Below are 17,627 nucleotides of genomic sequence, written 5' to 3'. Positions count from 1 at the left end.
CGGTGGACTACGACGTGCTGGTGATCGGGTCCGGGTTCGGCGGCGCGGTGACGGCGTTGCGGCTCACCGAGAAGGGCTACCGGGTCGGCGTGCTGGAGGCAGGGCGGCGGTTCGCGGACGACGAGCTGCCCGAGACGTCCTGGCAGGTGCGCGACTACCTGTTCGCGCCGCGGCTCGGCTGCACCGGCATCCAGCGGATCACCGCGCTGCGCGACGTCGCCGTGCTCAGCGGGGCGGGGGTCGGCGGCGGTTCCCTGGTGTACGCCAACACCCTGTACCGGCCACCGGCGTCGTTCTTCCGCGACACCCCCTGGGGCCACATCACCGACTGGGAGGCGGAGCTCGCGCCGCACTACGACCAGGCGTCCCGGATGCTCGGCGTGACCGACAACCCGTGCCGCACGGCCAGCGACAGCCTGCTGCGGGACGTGGCGGTCGACCTGGGCGTCCCGGCGACCTTCCGCGCCTCCCGCGTCGGTGTCCACTTCGGACCCGGCGGCACGGATCCCTACTTCGGCGGTGCCGGTCCTGTGCGGGACACCTGTGTCGGCTGCGGTTCGTGCATGACGGGCTGCCGGCACAACGCGAAGAACACACTGCCGAAGAACTACCTCCACCTGGCCGAACGAGCGGGCGCACAGGTGTGGCCGTTGACCACGGTCGTCGACGTGCGGCGGCATCTGAGCGGGTACCAGGTCGTCGCCCGGCGCACCGGCGGGCGGGCGACGCGCACGTTCACCAGCCGTGAGGTGGTGTTCGCGGCGGCTTCCCTCGGCACACAACGCCTGCTGCACCGCATCCGCGACCGCGGCGGGCTGCCGGGCCTCTCGGAACGGCTGGGTTTCCTGTGCCGCACCAACTCCGAGGCCGTGGTGGCGGTGCGGGTGCCAGGTAGCAGGGTGGACCACTCGCGCGGCCTCGCCATCACGTCGTCGATCCACCCGGACCCCGACACGCACGTCGAGGTGGTCCGGTACGGCAGGGGCAGCAACCTGATGGGGCTGCTCATGACGACCCTCGTGGACGGCGGGCAGGGAAGGCTGCGGCGCGGTCTCGGCCGGCTCGTCCGCGAACGCGGCTCGTTCCTGCGTCTGCACTCACCCCGCACGTGGTCCGAGGAGACGATCGCCCTGCTGGTCATGCAAAGTCTCGACAACTCGCTCACCACCGTGACCCGGCGCGGGAGGATGACCACCAGGCAGGGCGAGGGCGCGCCGAACCCGTCCTGGATCCCCGCCGGGCACGACGTGGCGCGGCGCCTCGCGGCGAAGGCGGGCGGGGTCGCGCGCGGAGCGTGGACCGACCTGGCGAACATCCCGCTGACCGGCCACCTCATCGGCGGCTGCGTGATCGGCGACTCCCCCGCGACCGGCGTGGTCGACCCGTACCAGCGGGTGTACGGCTGTCCCGGCCTGCACGTCGTCGACGGGTCGGCGATCCCCGCGAACCTCGGTGTGAACCCGGCGCTGACCATCACCGCGCTGGCCGAACGGGCGATGTCGTTGTGGCCCAACAAGGGTGAGGTGGATCCCCGTCCCGCGCCGGGAGCCGCGTACCAGCGCGTGCGTGCCGTGGCACCCCGCAATCCCGCGGTGCCGGCTGATGCTCCCGCCGCGTTGCGCCTCCCGCTGGAGGTGAGTGATGCCGAGTGAGTGGCCTGCCGAGCCGTGGGACCTGCACGGACGGGGCTGGCTCACCGTGTGGACGGCACCACGTTCGGCCGTGCCCCTGCCACCGCCGGATGTGGTGCCGTTGACGCTGTTCGGGCGGGTGGTCGTGGTGTCGGCGTTCGTCGACTACCGGCCACCCGGTGTGCTGGCCTACCACGAGGTGATGGCGGCGGTCCTGGTGCGCAGGAAGGCCCGGTTCGGACTGTCCATTCTGGACATCCTGGTGGACGACAGCACCTCCCAGCGGGGTGCGCGGGCGATGTGGGGAATCCCGAAACTGCTGGCGGGCTTCACCTTCTCCACCGAACCGCACCTCGACGCGACCGCTCACGAGGACGGCGCCGTCATCGCTTCCGCTACTGAGACCCACAGGTCGTCACGGGCGTTTCCCGCCCGGTTGACCACCTCGGTCTGGCAGACCCTGCACGGCACAACACATCGCACGGAACTACGAACGTCCGCTCGTGTCAGCCTCACCCGCCTGCGCTGGCGCATCACGCCGGACAGCGAGCTCGGCTGGCTCCAAGCGGCGCGGCCACGCCTGCACCTGGCCGTCTCCACCCTGCACATGCGATTCGGATCTCCCTGACGATCTCATGAGGAGAAGCTGATGAGAGTTCTCGCGGTCACGCTCGCCCTGGTGGCCTCCACCCTGGCCACCCCGGCGTCCGCCGCACCACCGGACTACGGCCTGCCCGGCTCGTACCCGGTGGCGTACAGCGATGTCACCGCCGTCGCGGACGGCCGTTCGGTCCCTGCTCGGGTGCACTACCCGGCGACGGCCTCCGGGGTGAACCAGCCGGTCGCGACGGGCAGGTTCCCCGCGATCGCCTTCGGGCACGGGTTCTTCCAGGCCACGTCGAAGTACACGAGCACCAGCACGCACCTGGCGTCGTGGGGCTTCGTCGTGGTGGTGCCGACCACCCAGGGCGGCCTGAGCCCCAGCCACAGCGCGTTCGCCGACGACCTCAACACCGGTCTGGCCTGGCTCGTCGCGCAGGACGCCACCGCGGGTTCCCGGTTCCGCGAGCACATCACCACCACCGCACTGGGTGCCTCCGGGCATTCCATGGGTGGAGGTGCCGCCGTCCTCGCCGCCGCGCGCAACCCGAAGATCACGACGATCTCGACCTACGCCGCGGCCGAGACGAACCCGTCCGCCAAGGACGCGGCCGCGACGCTGCGGGCACCGGCGCAGTTCCTCGCCGGATCGCAGGACACGATCACCCCTCCCGGCGAGCACCAGCGGCCGATGTTCGCGGCGAAGGCACCGTCGAAGCAGCTCCGCACGATCACCGGCGGCTTCCACTGCGGCTTCATGGACTCGTCGGGACTGTTCTGCGACAACGGTTCCATCACCAGGGCGGCCCAGCTCGTCGCCGCGAAGAGGGTCATCACGTCGTGGTTCCGCCACTACCTCGCCGGCGACGCGGCGGCCCGTGACCTCGTGTGGGGCCAGCCCGCGCGCACCGACCCGGCCGTGACCTTCGAGGGAACGGAGTGATCAGCGGTTGAGGTAGGCGTCCAGACCGCCGAGCTCCTCGCCGGCGATGAAGACGGACCGCACGTGGATCAGGGCCTCCTCGACGTGGGCGGCGCAGCCCCAGGCCGCGTCGCCCCACGAGTCGGCGACCTTGATCTCGGCGGTCGCGCCGCACCCGGCCCTGCCGCCCAGCTGGCAGCGTTCCGGGCGTGGCGCCCTGGACTGCGTCGCCGCGGCGGCCCGCATCTGGGCGGCGAGTGCCGCGGCGGCGTCGGCACGTTGTTCGGCCTCGGCGCGCAGCTCCCGTTCGGCGCTCACCGCCTGGGCCAGGGCTTCGCGGGCCGACTCGGCGAGCGCCTCCGCCTTCTGCCTGGCCGACTCGCTGTGGTGGCGTTCGACGGCCAGCGCCGCAGTGCCGGCGAAGAGCTGGATGAGGGCGAGGTCGGTGTCCTGCGGAACGCGCGGGGTCCGGTGGTAGAGCGCGAACGTGCCCAGCAGGGCGCCGTCGCGCGCCAGGATCGGCGTGGACCAGCAGGCACCGAGCCCCGCCTGCTCGGCCAGATGGCGGAAGTCGTCCCAGAACGGGTCGGTCGCGATGTCGGTGACGATGACCGGTTCCCGCCGGTGGGCGGCCGTTCCGCAGGAGCCGACACCCTCGCCGGTCGCGATGCCGTCGATGGCCTCGTTGTAGAAGCCGGGCAGGCTGGGGGCCGCGCCGTGCCTCAGGTGCAGGCCGTCGGCGTCGGCGAGCAGCACGGACACGAGCAGTTCCTGCGGTGCCAGCTCCTCGATGCACCTGGCCATCCCGTCGAGCACCTCGGCCAGCGGTGCCTGCCGGGCGATCTGCTCCAGCAGCGCGCGGTGCTCGGCCATCAGGTGCTGGGCGTGCTTGACCTGGGTGGTCTCCACCCCGATCACGCGAACCCCGGACACGGCGCCCTTGGTGTCCCTGCGCGGCTCGAAGGTGAGGTCGAAGAACGCTTCCCGCTCGTGCGCACCGGTGCCGCGCACGACCACCACGTCGTTGCCGACCGCGGCCTCGCCCGTGCGGTGGACCTGGTCCAGCAGGGCGGTGAGACCGCGCCCCTCGCCGAACGCGGACGAGAACGCCGGGTTCGCCGACTCCACCTCGTGCTCGGGCCCCGCGAACTCCGCGAAGACGGCGGCGGACTGCCCGAAGAGGACCCGCAGGTCCTCACCTGCCCGTTCTCGCATGTCAGAACTGCTCATCGCGTGCCCTCTCGCCCTGCGTCACAGGCACGCTGCTCGACCTCGGACGCTGTTCCGTGTCCCGCTCCCCGGCGAGTCAGGGCAATCCTACGCACCGCGATCATCGGGCCCGATCAGGTGACCACCGCGTTCACCCCGCTCGCCTGTGTGCGCCAGTCCTGCTGGTTGGGGGTGCCGCCGGCCCAGCGCTGGCCGATCCGGTTCAGCGCGTCGCGGTCCGCCGTCCACACCGAGTCGGACTGCTGACGCGCGAACCGCTGGTACGTGGCGGAGCTCGTCGCTCTCGCGAGGTCGTTCAGGTACCGCACGAAGATGCCCTTGAACTGCTTCTGGTTGTCGTCGCAGGAGCTCGAGCCGACGTCGCAGGACTCGGTGAGCACACCGCCGCGCACGAGCACCGGGCTCGCGATGGCCGAGTCCGCGAGCCGTCGCGCGGTGTCGAGGTACCGGGTGTCGCCGGTCGCGCGCCACACCTCGGTGAACCCGCCGATCGCCAGTCCCTGGTTGTAGGTCCACACCGTCTGGCCGTTGTTGCGGCAGTCGCCGGTCAGCCCGTCGTTGACCAGGCCGCTCGCGCCCACCATCCCGCTGGCGAGGTACCAGTCCGCGGCGGTGCGGGCGCGCTGCAGCCACGTCGAGTCGCCCGGAGTGCGCCGGTGGATCGCCGCCGTCAGCCTCAGGTACTGCCCGTTCGTGACGGCGTTCTTGTAGGTGCGTTCCCGGTCCCACCAGACGCCACCACCGCACGTGCGCGTGTCCCAGTACTGGTGCACGTACGACGCGATGGTGGTCGCCATGGCGAGATAGCGCTGGTCGCCCGTGTGGTCGTAGGCGGCCACCCAGGTCAGCCCCCACCACGCGCTGTCGTCGATCGAGCGGCTGATGAAGTTGCCCTCGATCGGGTCCGTGCTGCGCTGTCCTGCCGCGAACGGGACGCGGTTGACGTCGAACGTGCGCGCCACAACCCAGTCGTAGTCCCGGATTCCGGTGTCCATCACCGCCGACAGCGTTGTCGCCGAGTTCCACCAGCTCGTCGGCCACCAGGCCGTGGAAGGGTCGTAGGAGTACATCAGCGCGTCGGTGGCGGCACGCGCCCGCGACGGCACCGGCCGCGCCCACGCCGTGCAGCTGCCTTCCTGATGGCCCGCCTCCCTGCCGCACGCGCGCACAGCCCCGCCGAAGTGACGGCCGCGCGGGTCCCTGGTGGCGAACATCCTGGTGCGCACTGTGTTGGCGCCGGTGGGCGTGGCGGTCCTCCCCAGCGACGAACCACCGGGCCAGCTGGCACCGCTGTCCCACGAGCGGTCGAGCCAGACCTCGTCACCGGGCCCGCCCGCCTCGATGCTCGCCCACGCCATCGCGTTCGCGTCGGTGTGCAACCGGATGACGCGGCCGTACAACGTCGTCGGCGGCACGGGCTGCACGGCACCGCTGGCCTGGCCCGCGTCAGTTCGGTCGCACAGCACGTCGCACACCGTCGGATAGATCCAGTCCGTGCACGTCACCGCAGCTGCGTCACCACACGCGCGGATCAGGCCGCGCCGGTGGTGGACGGGGTCGGTCACGTTGTACATCAACGTCCTGGTGCCCGACCACGTGCCGGGGATGCTCGCCCTGCCCAGCAGGCCCTCCCAGCTCGCGCCGCCGTCCCACGACCTGTCCAGCCAGACCGAGTCGCCGGTGACGCCGTTGTCGATGCTGCCCCAGGCCATGCCGTCGCGGTCGGACACGTGCAGGACCAGCCTGCGGCCGTTGATCTGCCTCTCCGGCACCGGGAAGGTCTCCTGGGCGGCGCGGGAGGGGTCGAGGGTGTCGCAGGACAGGACGCAGACGACGGCGGCCGCGACCATCGGCGGGGTGCTCGGCGGCGCACCGACTGGCGCGCTGCTGGGCGGTGGAACGCTCGGTGGCGGACTGCCTGACGGTGTGGACACCGGTGCCAGCAACACCAGGAAGGCCGTGAGGAAGTTCAGCACGCCACCACCCCGCATCCGTGGGAACGCTCTCATGGTCTTGGCGGCGACACGAGGCGGTCAACGGCGCGACCGGTACCTGTCCCGGACAGGATTTCGGTTTCCCTCCGCTCCAGGCGTGGAGCCAGGAGTTCTGTTCGAGACCGCACGGGCCTGGCTTGGTTGATGAGGGGAGCCTTCATCAACTGAACTGCGCCCCGAAAGTTGGACTGGCTAAGTAAAGGTTAGGCCGCGAGGGCCTGGGCTCGGTATTCGGCCGGGCTCAGGCCCTTGAGCGTGGTGGAGATGCGGCTGGTGTTGTACCAGTCGATGTAGTCGTGCAGTTCCGTGGTGAAGTCCTCGACGTTGTCGAACCTGTTGTGGTGAAACAGTTCTTCCTTCAGGTGGCCGAAGAAGTTCTCGGCGATGGCGTTGTCCAGGCAGGTGGCCCGCCGCGACATCGACTGGGTCAGGCCCGCGTCGTCCAGCATGGTGCGCCAGGAGGCGTGCTGGTACTGAAAGCCCTGGTCGGAGTGCACCAGCGGCGCGGCCCCCGCGGGCAAGGTGGCGATCGCCTCGCGCAGCGAGGAGTTCGTCAGCTCCAGCGACGGGGACAGACCGCAGGCGTAGGCCACCACGGACCGGTCGAACAGGTCGATCACCGGTGACAGGTAGAGCGTGCGACCCGCGATGCGGAACTCGGTCACGTCGGTGACCCACTTGGTGTCCGGTGCCGCCGCGGTGAACTCGCGGTTGAGCACGTTCTCGGCAGTCGTGCCAGGCTGCCCGAGCCAGGACCGGTACCGCCGCGCCCGCCGGACCTTGCAGACCAGGCCGAGGGCGTTCATCAGCGTGCGCACGGTCTTCTTGGCCACCCGCCAGCCCTGGCGGACCAGCAACGTGTGGATCCGCCGATGCCCGTAGCGGCCACGAGCCGCGTTGAACACCTCGGTGATCACGGCCTTGAGTCCAGCCTGCGGATCGGGCCGGGTGAGCCGGGCCCGGTGGTAGAAGTACGTCGACCGGGCAAGACCCGCGACCTCCAGCAGCACCGGCAGCGGGTAGTCGGCCTTGAGAGCGGCGATGACCTGGGTTTTCACCCTCGTCCCTGCTCCCTCAAGGCCCGCAATTTTTTTAGGTAGGCATTCTCCGCCGACAGCCGCAGGTTCTCGGCCCGCAGCTGTTCCAGCTCGCTTGGCCCAGCAGTGTCCGCGGCCTTCGCAGGCCGGCCTTTCGGCTTGGGCCGCAACGCTTCCTCGCCTTCACGCCGATACGCCCGTGCCCAGTTCACGACCAGTCTGGGCGAGGACAGCCCGTACTCCCGCGCCAGCTCGATCGCGGTCGCCTCCTCCGCGACGAACCGGCGCACGATCTCGAGCTTGAACTCGAACGTGAACGACCGCTTGCCCGTCATCGCCACCAACGCTCCTGGGCCTCGCAGCCTCCAACGATCATGCAAGCGTCGCACCGCCGTCGCAGACACACCCAGCCGGGTCACCACCACGGCTCTGCCGTATCCGGCCTCGAACAACGCCACAGCGGCCTCCCGCCGCTCCCACGACAACGAACTTGGTGGATGCACCACACCACTCCCCGAGAGTCGGAACTGGATTCCCAGTCCAACTTCCGGGGCGCAGTTCAAACCTCAGGTTCAGAAGGGCTCCCTCATCAACATCACCGTGGTGTCGAGGCACCGGCCGAGTTGCGGGACGCGGCGGCCGGGTTGCTCGACGGCAGTGCCATCGACGCGCCGCAGCATCACCTCGACGCAGGTCGACATCTCGTTCGGCGCCTGCTACGGCTGATCCAGACCGGTGAGGCGGACGACGGCCTGGAAGCCGTCGTCCGTGCCGGGCCAGTGGGCGCGGACCGCGTCGAGTCCCGCGCGCCGCACGACACCGCGCAGCACGGCCGTCACGATGATCGCGTCGTCGGCGTACCCGAGCACGGGGATGAAGTCCGGGATCAGGTCGATCGGGACGGCCAGGTAGACCATCAGCAACGCGAGCCGGATCCGGACCCCGCGCGGCAACGACCGGTCCGCGGCGAGCCGGCGCACCAGCCGCAGCACGTCGGGCAGCAGGCGCAACGCCTCGCGCAGCAACCCTCCGCGCGGGCGGACGACGACCAGCGCGACGAGCAACGCCGCCCAGGTCAGCACCAGGGCGGCCGCGACGCCGATCAGCAGGTCCCAGCCGGTCATGGTCAGGTCTGGTCGGCCATCCGCTCGACGTCGGTGACCTTCCCGGCGACGATCAGCACGTCGCCGCTGTTGATCACGGTGTCCGCGGTGGCGTAGGTGAAGCCCTCGCCCGGCCGCTTCACCCCCACGACCGTCACGCCGTACTTCCCCCGGAGCTTGCTCTGCCCGAGCGGCTTGCCGACCGCCTCGTGCGGCGGCCGGGCCTTGATCATCGCGTAGTCGTCCTCGAACTCGATGTAGTCGAGCATCCGGCCGGTGACGACGTGCGCCACGCGTTCGCCCATCTCGTGCTCGGGCAGCACGACGTGATGGGCGCCGATGCGTTCGAGGATGCGGCCGTGCTCCCGGCTGATCGCCTTCGCCCAGATGTCGGAGACGCCGAAGTCGACCAGCACGGCGGTGGTCAGGATGCTGGCCTCGAGGTTCGTGCCGATGCCGACGACAGCGCGCTGGAACTCGTCCACGCCCAGCTGGCGCATGACCTCGGCGTCGGTCGTGTCGGCCACGACGGCGTGGGTGAGGTCGTCTGCGTGGCGCTGGACGAGCTTCGGGTCCGAGTCGATCGCCATGACCTCGACGCCCTGGGCGACCAGCTCCAGCGCGAGCGAGCTGCCGAAGCGGCCCAGCCCGAGCACCACGACGCGAGACGCCTTGTTATCCGACAATGGGTCGCTCCTCGGGTAGTTCGTAGCGCCGCCGGCGTTCCCGCAGTGCGAGTGCCGAGACCAGGGTGATGGACCCGACCCTGCCGATGAACATCAGCACGATGATGACCAGCTGCCCGGAGACGGACAGCTGGGGTGTGATGCCGGTGGACATGCCGACGCCACCGAACGCCGACGTCGTCTCGACCAGCACGGCGTCGAGGCGGAACGAGGTGGTGGCGAGCAGGAACAGCGTCGCCACCATCACCACGCCCACCCCGAGCAGCGCGACCGTGACGGCCTGGCGCTGCACCTCGGCGCTGATCCGGCGGCCCATGACGTGCACGCTGGGCTCGGCGCGGACCTCCGCCACGAGCACGAACGCGAGCAGCGCGAACGTCGTGACCTTGATGCCGCCGGTGGTCCCCGCGCTGCCGCCGCCGATGAACATCAGCACGTCGCCGAAGAGCAACGTGGCGGGCTGCAGCTGGGACACGTCGACGGTGTTGAACCCGGCCGTACCCGGCATGACGCCGTGGAACAGTCCGATCAGGAGCTTGTCGCCGACCCCGTACGGCCCGAGCGTGCCGGCGCGGGCCCACTCGACGGCGAGCACGATCAGCGTGCCGAACGCCATCAGCCCCAGGTACACCGGCACGGTGATCTTGGTGTGCAGCGACCACCGCTTGCGGCGCCGGCGCAGGAACTCGAACAGCACCGGGAACCCCAGCCCGCCCGTCACCGCGAGCGCCACGATCGTCAGGCACACCCACGGATCCGTCGCGTACCGCATGAGGCTGTCGGGGTAGAGCGAGAGGCCGACGCTGTTGAACGCCGACACGGAGTGGAAGACCCCGGAGTACAGCGCGCTTCCGAACGAGTCGCCGTACCCGAGCCAGAACCGCAGCGCCAGCACCAGCGCGCCGACCGCCTCCACCACCAGGCTGATCGTGACCACACCCGCGACGACCCGGCGCACCTGGCCGAGGTTCAGCGTGTTGGTCTCGGTCTTCACGGTGAGCTGCATGTGCAGCCCGAGCCGATGCGAGATCAGCAACGCCAGCACCGACGCGAGCGTCATGATGCCGAACCCGCCCACCTGCCACAGCACCAGCAGCACGACCTCGCCGAACACCGACCAGTGCGACCCGGTGTCGACCACGGCGAGCCCGGTGCCGGTGATGCCCGAGACCGACGTGAACAGGGCGTGCATGAAGTCCGTGGGCCGGCCGGTCTCGGTGGCGACCGGCAGCATCAGCAGCGCGCTGCCGGCCGCGGTGGCCGCCAGGAAGGCGAGTACGACGAGGCGGGCGGGGTGCCGCCACCCGGTGATCACCGGGACAGCCTAGATCGTCCTCTCCGGACATGTCGGACTTGTCCGGAGAGGACGTGTCGTCACCTTCCCGCGGCCTGCCGGTCCAGCTGCTCCCGCACGCTGCGCGGCCGCATGTCGGTCCAGTTCTGGTTCACGTAGTCGAGGCAGGACTGGCGGCTCTCCTCGCCGTGGACCACGGTCCAGCCGTCGGGGACGGCGGCCAGCGTCGCCGGCCAGAGGGCGTGCTGGCCCTCGTCGTTGACGACCACGAAGAAGCGGCCGTCCTCATCGTCGAAAGGGCTCGTGCGCATGGCGGATTCCTGACTAGTAGATGGTGCGGTCATCGGCGGTGCGGCGGTGTGCCCGCGACTTGCGGAGGTCGCGGGCGATGTTCAGGCGGGTGAGCCAGCGGTCGGTGCCGTCGAAACGAGCCGTGAACGGCTCGCGGCCGTGGGTGCCGCGGTAGTTGTCCAGGAACAGCACCTCGCCGGGCTTCAGGGCGTAGCCCGCGATGTTGGCGTCGATCGCCTTGACGATCGTGTCCAGCGCGGCGACGGCCTCGGGGTCGGACGCCGGGACGTCCATGAAGTACGGGTCGAGGCGCAGGTACGGGTTCTCCTGCGGGCCGAACAGCACGGCGATCGGCTCCGGGTTCTCGTCCAGGCCGGTGATCCACTCGTAGCTGCGGTCGCGCAGGCGGCGCAGCTGCTCGTCGCCGTCGTTCTGGCGGTTGGCGGCGAGGTGGGAGCGGTCGGGGCGGATCGGGAAGCGCTCCTGGCGCAGCACCTCGACCACGTCGGCGGGCAGGTCGATGCCTTCCAGCGAGCCGTAGGTGGTGTTGACGCCGTCGGGGTTGCGCAGGCACATCAGGCCCACGTAGTCCGTGCGCATCGGGTGGAACGCGTCCTCGATGTGCCAGGTGAGCAGTTCCTCGCTGCCGGAGCCGAGCTGCTCGAACTGGTGCTCCTTGATGGGGAACACGTCGTGCAGCAGCCGGCCGTCCTGCTGGGTGGACCAGGCGATCGGGTCGCCGAGCAGCGACGCGCAGAGGTAGAAGAACAGGTCCTCCGCGAGCGTCGGCCTGCCCTCGCCGCCGCAGTCCTTCCAGTGCGCCGGGGTGAGGCCGATGCGCTCGTCGTCGATCTGGTAGCCGCCGACCACGCACAACGGGTGCGGCTCGGTGAGGCGGAACTCCAGCAGGCCCGCGCGCAGCGCTCGGGGCAGCTCGTGGGCGATGATCGTGGCCTCGCGCACGAACGCGGGGTCCTCGACGGTGCGGTACCGCTGTGCCAGCGAGGCGACCAGGGCGTCGGCCTCGGCGACGTCGGCTGCGGACAGGTCAATTCTGAACACGGGCCTTCTCCCCCATCAGTGCGAGCGTTTCGAGGCCTCGGGTGAACGAGGTCGCGGGACCGCCGTAGCCCAGCCGGACGCGGGTCGGGTCCCCGAAGCACGTCCCCGGGACGAGGAGCGTGCGGTGTTCACGGGCCAGTTCGTGGCAGAAATCGGTGGTGTCGGTGTGGCCGAGCAGCTGCGGGAACGTGCTGGCACCGCCCATCGGCTCCGGCAGTGAGATCAGGTCGGGACGGTCGGCTGCCCACTGGCGCAGCTGCGCCAGGTTGCGGCGGGCGTTGTCCATCCGCGGTCCGACCAGGAGGTCTGCGTTGCGGGCGACTCGGGTGGCGAGCAGCTCGACCAGCGGCGAGAGGTGCAGCGTCATGCGGTCGCGCAGGTCGAGGGTGCCGCGCAGGACGTCCTCGGGGCCGATCGCCCAGCCGACGCGCAGACCCGGCAGGCCGTAGCCCTTCGACAGCGTGCCGATGGAGATGGCCTTGGCGTAGTCGTGCACGGGGTCCACGAGCGGCTCGCCCTCGATGACCATCTCGCGGAAAGCCTGGTCCCACACCAGGTACGCGCCCGCCTCGGCGCAGATCGCGACGAACTCGTCGCGCTGGGCCGGGGTGAGCGACGCGCCGGTCGGGTTGTGCGGGAAGTTCACGACGACGGCCTTGGCGCCGTCGATCACCGCCCGCAGGTCGTCCAGGTCCGGGCGGAAGCCGTTCTCCGGGCGCAGCGGCCACACGCGCAGGTCGCAGCCCATGGACCGGGCGATCGACGTGTGCGTGTGATAGGTCGGCTCGGTAACGACGACGGAGTCGCCGGGGTCGAGCAACGTGCTGAGCACGAGGTAGATCGCCTCGCTGCCGCCGTGCGTGACCATGACCTTGTCCGGGTCGCCGGTCCCCCACTGCGCGGCGATGGCGGTGCGCACCTCCTCGCTGCCGAACGACGTGCTGTCGCGGAACACCACGGCGTCGAGCTCGTCGGTGGTGATGCCGAGCAACGTGCGCAGGTCGGCGAGCGAGTAGTCCTCGACCCCGCTGCTGCCGATGTCGTCGTCCACCGCGAAGTAGTACAGACGCATCCAGTCCTCGAGCGGCGCTGGTTCGAACTTCATTGGAGCGACTCCTTTCAGCGGTAGGCCGACGACTGCAGGTCGTACAGCTCGGCGTAGAGGTCGGGGCGGGCCATGAGTTCCTCGTGGCTGCCCACCTCGCGGATGCGGCCGCCGTCGAGCACGACGATCAGGTCGGCCATGCGCACGGTCGAGAAGCGGTGCGACACAAGAAGAGTCACCGTTCCCCGTGACTTCCCGGAACGCGCGGCCTCGGCGAAACGCTCGAACAGCGCGTGCTCGGTCTGCGGGTCCAGCGCGGCGGTCGGCTCGTCGAAGACCGCCAGCAACGGGTCGGTGCGCAGCAGGCCGCGGGCGAGCGCCAGCTTCTGCCACTGGCCGCCGGACAGCTCGACGCCGCCCTCCCACGCACGGCCCAGCTGGGTGTCGAGGCCGTGCGGCAGACCGTCCACAACGGACGTCGCGCCCGCCCGGCCGAGTGCCCCCCGCAGCGCGGGATCGTCGTCGATCCGGCCGATGTCCGCCACACCAACGGTTTCGCGGGCCGCGAACTGCAGCTCGACGAAGTCCTGGAACGCGCCGGTGAGCCGCTTGCGCCAGTCTGCACTGGGAATTCGGCGCAGGTCGACGCCGTCGACCTGGATCTCGCCGCCGTCGGGTTCGTAGAAGTCGCACAGCAGCTTGACGAGCGTCGACTTGCCGGCGCCGTTCTCGCCGACCAGCGCGACCACCGATCCGGCCGGCAGGTGCAGGGACACGCCGTCGAGGACGGTGCGCTCGCTGGCCGGGTAGCGGTAGGTGACGTCGACGAGGTCGATGCCGTGGCTCAGCGACGCGGGCGGCTCGGCCGGCTCGTCGGTGCGCTTGACGGCGGTCTCGGCGAAGCGCTCGAGCCAGACGTACCGCCGGGCCTGCTTGAGGCACCACAGGAAGTCGCCGCTGTAGCCGATGGAACTGGCGACGACGGCGGCCATCTCGATGGTGAGCGCGACGACCATGACGACGTCACCGGGAGTGGCCCTGCCCTGGATCGCGAGCCAGACCACCAGCGCGATGGCGCCGAAGAACCCCGCCGCGTTGATCACCGCGTCGATGCTCTTGAGGATCGCACCGCGCCAGGCGGCGCCGTTGCGGGTGTCGAGCACCTCGTCGGAGACCGCGTGGTGGCGGCGGACCAGCTCGCGGGTGAGCCCGAAGACGCGCAGCTCCTTGCCCGCACCGGCGGTCGTGCCGATGTCGAACAGGTGGCGGCGCAGCCGCTCGGGTTCGCCGGTGTCCTCCTGGGCGTCGGCGGCGAGGTCGTTGGCCCTGCTGGTGATCCACAGCGAGATGAACGCCAGCAGTGCCAGCGAGATCAGCGCGGGGTGGACGTCGGCGAGCAGCAGCGCCGTGGTGCCGAACCCGACGAACGCGCTGATCAGCCCGGCCGTCGCGTTGGTCATCTCGGCGAGGCTCTCGCGCTCCTCGCGCAGGAGCTGGATCTGGTCGAGGTACTTGGGGTGCTCGTGCGGCGCCAGGCTGCCGATGCCGCCGAGCAGGCGCATCAGCGTCCGGTCGGACAACGCCTGGGTGCGTTCCAGGACCGCGAACACGCAGTGGGCGTTGTAGTACTGGGCCACGATGAGCAGCCCGGTGGCGGCGGCGATGCCGAACCCGGCGGTGAGCGCCTGCTCCAGGTCGCGATCGCTGGCGGCATCGACGAGAACGCCGGCGCTGTAGGCGATCAGCGGCCCGGTGAGCGCGAGCGCGATCTCCGTGAGGATCTGGAAGACCGCGTGCCAGCGGGCCGCGCGGAACCCGAAGCTGATGGTGGTGACGAAGGCCCGCCAGGTGTCACGCATCGGTTCCTCCTCCCGTCGGCTGGAAGCGCTCCGCCTGCAGGCGGAACAGGTGGGCGTAGCGGCCGTCGCGGTCGATCAGCTCGTCGTGGGACCCGGCCTCGACGACACCGCCGTCGGACACGACCACGATCCGGTCCGCGCGCCGCACGGTGGAGAAGCGGTGCGAGATGATGATCGTGGTGAGCCCCTGCGTGAGGTCCAGGAACCGTTCGTACAGCTCGGCTTCCGCCCGCACGTCGAGCGCGGCCGCGGGTTCGTCGAGCACGAGGACCTTGGCCCCTGCCTCGACGGCGAACATCGCGCGGGCGAGTGCGACGCGCTGCCACTGCCCGCCGGAGAGGTCGACACCGTCGGTGTAGGTCTGCGACAGGACCGTGTCCCAGCCGTTCGGCAACGACTCGATCAGGTCGCCGATCCCTGCCCGGTCGGCGGCGCGGCGCAGCATCTCCTCGTCACCGGCGTGCTCGACGGCGCCAAGGCCGATGTTGTCGCGCACCGGCAGGTGGTAGCGGGTGAAGTCCTGGAACAGCACCGCGACCCGCCTGCGCCACTCCTCGGGGTCGAGGCTCGCGAGGTCGGCGCCATCGACGCTGATCTTGCCGCCGGTGGGTTCGTAGAAGCCGGCGAGCAGCTTCACGAGCGAGGTCTTGCCCGCGCCGTTGTCACCGACGATCGCCAGCGACTGCCCGGCCGGGATGACCAGGTCCAGCCCGTTCAGGACATCCCGTTCGCCGCTGGGATAGCGGAACGACACCCCTTCGTAGCGGATCTCCTGCGACGGCACCTCCGACCCGACCGGGAGACCGGACTGCGGCGGACCGCTGTCGGCGAGCCGCTTCTCCAGCGACAGGAGCTTCGGCACGGTGACGGCGGCGTTGGACAGGTACAGGTGCTCGTCACCGACGGCGTACTCGTTCGCGTTGGCCAGTGCCTCCACGAACACGGCGAGGGCGGCGAGCGTCAGGTTCCCTTGCACCGCCGCATAAGCCAGCAGGCCGTACGACAGGACGTTGATCACCAGGATCGCCGACGCGGAGCCGAGCACCATGCCTGCCCGTGGTCGCCGCGCCTTGCGGATCGGGCCGATCCCGGCCTGCCACAACGTGTCGAACCGCGTGACGAGCCAGTCGAGGGCGCCCCAGAGGCGGACCTCCTTGGCGGGCCCAGGATCGAGCGCGAGGTCCCTGGCGTACTCGGCCTGGCGCAGCTGGGCGCTCTGCCCGAAGCCCTCCTCGCCGACCCGCAGGTAGTCGCGCTGCATCCGGTAGACGATGATCGGCCAGATCACCAGCCACGCCGCGCCGAGCCACCAGTGGAACCAGGTCAGCACGGCCGCCGAGCCGATGGCCCGCAGCCACGACGTGAGCACCTCCGGCAGTGCCTCGACGGTCTGGCCCGGCCGGTGCGCGCTCATGCCGAGGCCCCGCACGATGCGGACCTCGTCGAGCACGTCCGGGTCCTCGAGGTGCGCGATGCCCCTCGGCCTGGCCAGCGCGGTGAGCACGACCTCCTGCAGGTACCGGTCGACGTCGCGGCCGAGCGTCGACACCGCGGCCCGCAGCAGCGGGGACGTCAGGCGTTCGAGCAGGATCGCGACCGCGACACCGATCAGCAGGGTGCCCACCCGGCCGGCGGCGGCCGAGTCGGCACCGTCGCGCGCGGCGTCGGGGATGGCGCCGATCAGCAGGCCGGTGAGGACGGCGATCCCGATGGGCAGGACGGCGCCCACCACCACGCCGCCCGCCAGGAGCGCCGTGCGCGGCCGGCTGACCCGAGGCAGGACCCGGAGGACGGCGAGGATGCCCCTGGCGGTGGGCGGGAGGCTGTGGAGCGGGTTCGGCATGACTTCCGTATCCGTCAGATCAGGCGTGCGGTCGCCGAGGCGCGCCGCTCATGGGACTTGCGCAGGTCGGTCGTGATGCTGACCCGCTTGAGCCAGCGGTCGGTGCCGTCGTAGCGGGCCTGGAACGCCTGCCGGCCGTGCGCGAGGCGGTGGTTGTTGATGATCAGCACGTCACCCGGCGTCAGTGCGACGTCCAGGCAGGACGCTTCCAGGAGGTCGCTGACCGCCTGCAGGGCCTCGCGCGCAGCGGGGTCCGTGGGCGTCTCCATGAAGTACGGGTCGATCCGGATGTACGGGTGCTCGCGCGATCCATAAAGGACGGCGACGCGGTTGTCGTCGGCCTTCATCTGGTCGATCTCGGAGAACTCGGCGTCGACGCCCTTGGTCTCGTTGTGCTTGGCCAGGTGCGAGTCGTCCGGCCGGATCAGGAAGTTCGGCTGGTGCAGCAGCTCGAGGTGCTTGGCGTCGAGCGACCGCAGGTCCGGCTCGGACACGATCGTCGCGACCTTGTCCGGGTTGCGCAGGCACTCCAGCAGCAGGTAGTCCGCGCGCCACGGGTGGAACGCGTCCTCGGTGTGCAGCGTGAGCGTGTCGGTGCTGCCGATCCCCATCTGCTCGGTCTCGAACCCCTTGATGGGGAAGATGTCGTGCACGAGCCGGGCGTCCTGCTGGGTCTTCCAGCCGAACGGCTCACCGAGCAGGGAGCCGTGCAGCAGAAGGAGGATCTCCTCGGCGAACTCCGGGGTCGGGGTCGGGCGGCCGCGCCAGTGCTGCGGCGTCGGGCCGATGCGCGCGTCGTCGATGTTGTGACCGCGGACCACGGCGTAGCCCAGCTCGTCCTCCAGCGCGAAGTCGCGCAGGAAGCGGCGCTGGCCCACGGGCAGCTCTGCGGCGAGCAGCGGCAGGTCGCGCAGCAGCTGTTCGTCCGCCGGTCCCGAGTACTCCTTGGCGATGCGCAGCGTCAGGTTCTCGGCCTCGGCGGCCTCTTCTGACGACAGGTTGTAGATCCGTTTCGGCGTGGACACGGACT

Annotated in this window: 16 protein-coding genes and 1 pseudogene; 3 read left to right on the top strand and 14 right to left on the bottom strand. The window is 70.5% G+C overall.

Annotated elements, in window-relative coordinates:
- Positions 1-2: 2 nt before the first annotated feature.
- From ACSHWB_RS34130 to ACSHWB_RS34120, 3 genes are read left to right on the top strand one after another with little or no spacing between them, the layout of a single operon-like run.
- Complete coding sequence (locus ACSHWB_RS34130; protein WP_439657408.1) at positions 3-1,652, top strand: GMC oxidoreductase; 1,650 nt, start codon at positions 3-5, stop codon at positions 1,650-1,652.
- A complete protein-coding gene (locus ACSHWB_RS34125; protein WP_439657407.1) occupies positions 1,642-2,259 on the top strand; it encodes an acetoacetate decarboxylase family protein in 618 nt (205 codons plus the stop codon). Before ACSHWB_RS34130 ends, ACSHWB_RS34125 begins: the two co-directional genes overlap by 11 nt.
- Positions 2,260-2,280: 21 nt before the next feature.
- Positions 2,281-3,174: an alpha/beta hydrolase family protein gene (locus tag ACSHWB_RS34120; protein ID WP_439657406.1), complete on the top strand. Its 894-nt coding sequence runs from the start codon at positions 2,281-2,283 to the stop codon at positions 3,172-3,174.
- On the opposite strand, the gene ACSHWB_RS34115 is transcribed toward ACSHWB_RS34120, so the two are convergent.
- The 14 genes and pseudogenes from ACSHWB_RS34115 to gntD (ACSHWB_RS34050) all read right to left on the bottom strand — a co-directional run bounded on the left by ACSHWB_RS34115 (position 3,175) and on the right by gntD (ACSHWB_RS34050) (position 17,622).
- Positions 3,175-4,368, bottom strand: a complete 1,194-nt coding sequence (locus ACSHWB_RS34115; protein WP_439657405.1) for a GAF domain-containing protein — start codon at positions 4,366-4,368, stop codon at positions 3,175-3,177.
- A 128-nt stretch (positions 4,369-4,496) separates the two neighbouring features.
- Positions 4,497-6,359: a glycoside hydrolase family 76 protein gene (locus tag ACSHWB_RS34110; protein ID WP_439657404.1), complete on the bottom strand. Its 1,863-nt coding sequence runs from the start codon at positions 6,357-6,359 to the stop codon at positions 4,497-4,499.
- Positions 6,360-6,580: 221 nt separating this feature from the next.
- On the bottom strand, positions 6,581-7,435 hold the full coding sequence (locus tag ACSHWB_RS34105; RefSeq protein WP_439657403.1) for an IS3 family transposase: 855 nt from the start codon (positions 7,433-7,435) through the stop codon (positions 6,581-6,583).
- Positions 7,432-7,749 carry a transposase gene (locus tag ACSHWB_RS34100; RefSeq protein WP_439664721.1) on the bottom strand — a complete coding sequence of 106 codons (318 nt, stop codon included), beginning with the start codon at positions 7,747-7,749 and terminating at the stop codon, positions 7,432-7,434. Before ACSHWB_RS34100 ends, ACSHWB_RS34105 begins: the two co-directional genes overlap by 4 nt.
- An 18-nt stretch (positions 7,750-7,767) precedes the next feature.
- Positions 7,768-7,917: pseudogene (locus ACSHWB_RS34095) on the bottom strand (helix-turn-helix domain-containing protein); the annotation flags it as partial.
- A 213-nt stretch (positions 7,918-8,130) separates the two neighbouring features.
- On the bottom strand, positions 8,131-8,538 hold the full coding sequence (locus ACSHWB_RS34090; protein WP_439657402.1) for a YkvA family protein: 408 nt from the start codon (positions 8,536-8,538) through the stop codon (positions 8,131-8,133).
- A 2-nt stretch (positions 8,539-8,540) separates the two neighbouring features.
- Positions 8,541-9,203, bottom strand: coding sequence for a potassium channel family protein (locus ACSHWB_RS34085; RefSeq protein ID WP_439657401.1), 663 nt, complete (start codon positions 9,201-9,203; stop codon positions 8,541-8,543).
- A complete protein-coding gene (locus tag ACSHWB_RS34080; protein WP_439657400.1) occupies positions 9,193-10,518 on the bottom strand; it encodes a TrkH family potassium uptake protein in 1,326 nt (441 codons plus the stop codon). Before ACSHWB_RS34080 ends, ACSHWB_RS34085 begins: the two co-directional genes overlap by 11 nt.
- 59 nt (positions 10,519-10,577) lie before the next feature.
- Entirely contained in the window at positions 10,578-10,808 is a 231-nt protein-coding gene (locus ACSHWB_RS34075; RefSeq protein ID WP_439657399.1) for an MbtH family protein, read from the bottom strand.
- A gap of 13 nt (positions 10,809-10,821) precedes the next feature.
- Entirely contained in the window at positions 10,822-11,850 is a 1,029-nt protein-coding gene (gene gntD / locus ACSHWB_RS34070; protein ID WP_439657398.1) for a guanitoxin biosynthesis L-enduracididine beta-hydroxylase GntD, read from the bottom strand.
- Positions 11,837-12,955 carry a capreomycidine synthase gene (gene vioD, locus ACSHWB_RS34065; RefSeq protein WP_439657397.1) on the bottom strand — a complete coding sequence of 373 codons (1,119 nt, stop codon included), beginning with the start codon at positions 12,953-12,955 and terminating at the stop codon, positions 11,837-11,839. Before vioD ends, gntD (ACSHWB_RS34070) begins: the two co-directional genes overlap by 14 nt.
- A gap of 14 nt (positions 12,956-12,969) precedes the next feature.
- On the bottom strand, positions 12,970-14,754 hold the full coding sequence (locus ACSHWB_RS34060; protein WP_439657396.1) for an ABC transporter ATP-binding protein: 1,785 nt from the start codon (positions 14,752-14,754) through the stop codon (positions 12,970-12,972).
- The gene (locus ACSHWB_RS34055) at positions 14,747-16,597 is read right to left on the bottom strand and encodes an ABC transporter ATP-binding protein (RefSeq protein ID WP_439657395.1); all 1,851 of its coding nucleotides are present in this window, start codon (positions 16,595-16,597) and stop codon (positions 14,747-14,749) included. The genes ACSHWB_RS34060 and ACSHWB_RS34055 overlap by 8 nt, the downstream gene beginning before the upstream one ends.
- Positions 16,598-16,611: 14 nt before the next feature.
- The gene (gene gntD, locus ACSHWB_RS34050) at positions 16,612-17,622 is read right to left on the bottom strand and encodes a guanitoxin biosynthesis L-enduracididine beta-hydroxylase GntD (RefSeq protein WP_439657394.1); all 1,011 of its coding nucleotides are present in this window, start codon (positions 17,620-17,622) and stop codon (positions 16,612-16,614) included.
- Between the last annotated feature and the right edge of the window lie 5 nt (positions 17,623-17,627).

The sequence above is a fragment of the Lentzea sp. HUAS TT2 genome (assembly GCF_051853195.1).
Taxonomy (GTDB): Bacteria; Actinomycetota; Actinomycetes; order Mycobacteriales; family Pseudonocardiaceae; genus Lentzea.
Note: the sequence above shows the minus strand (reverse complement) of the source record. Positions and strands in the feature narration are given on the sequence as shown.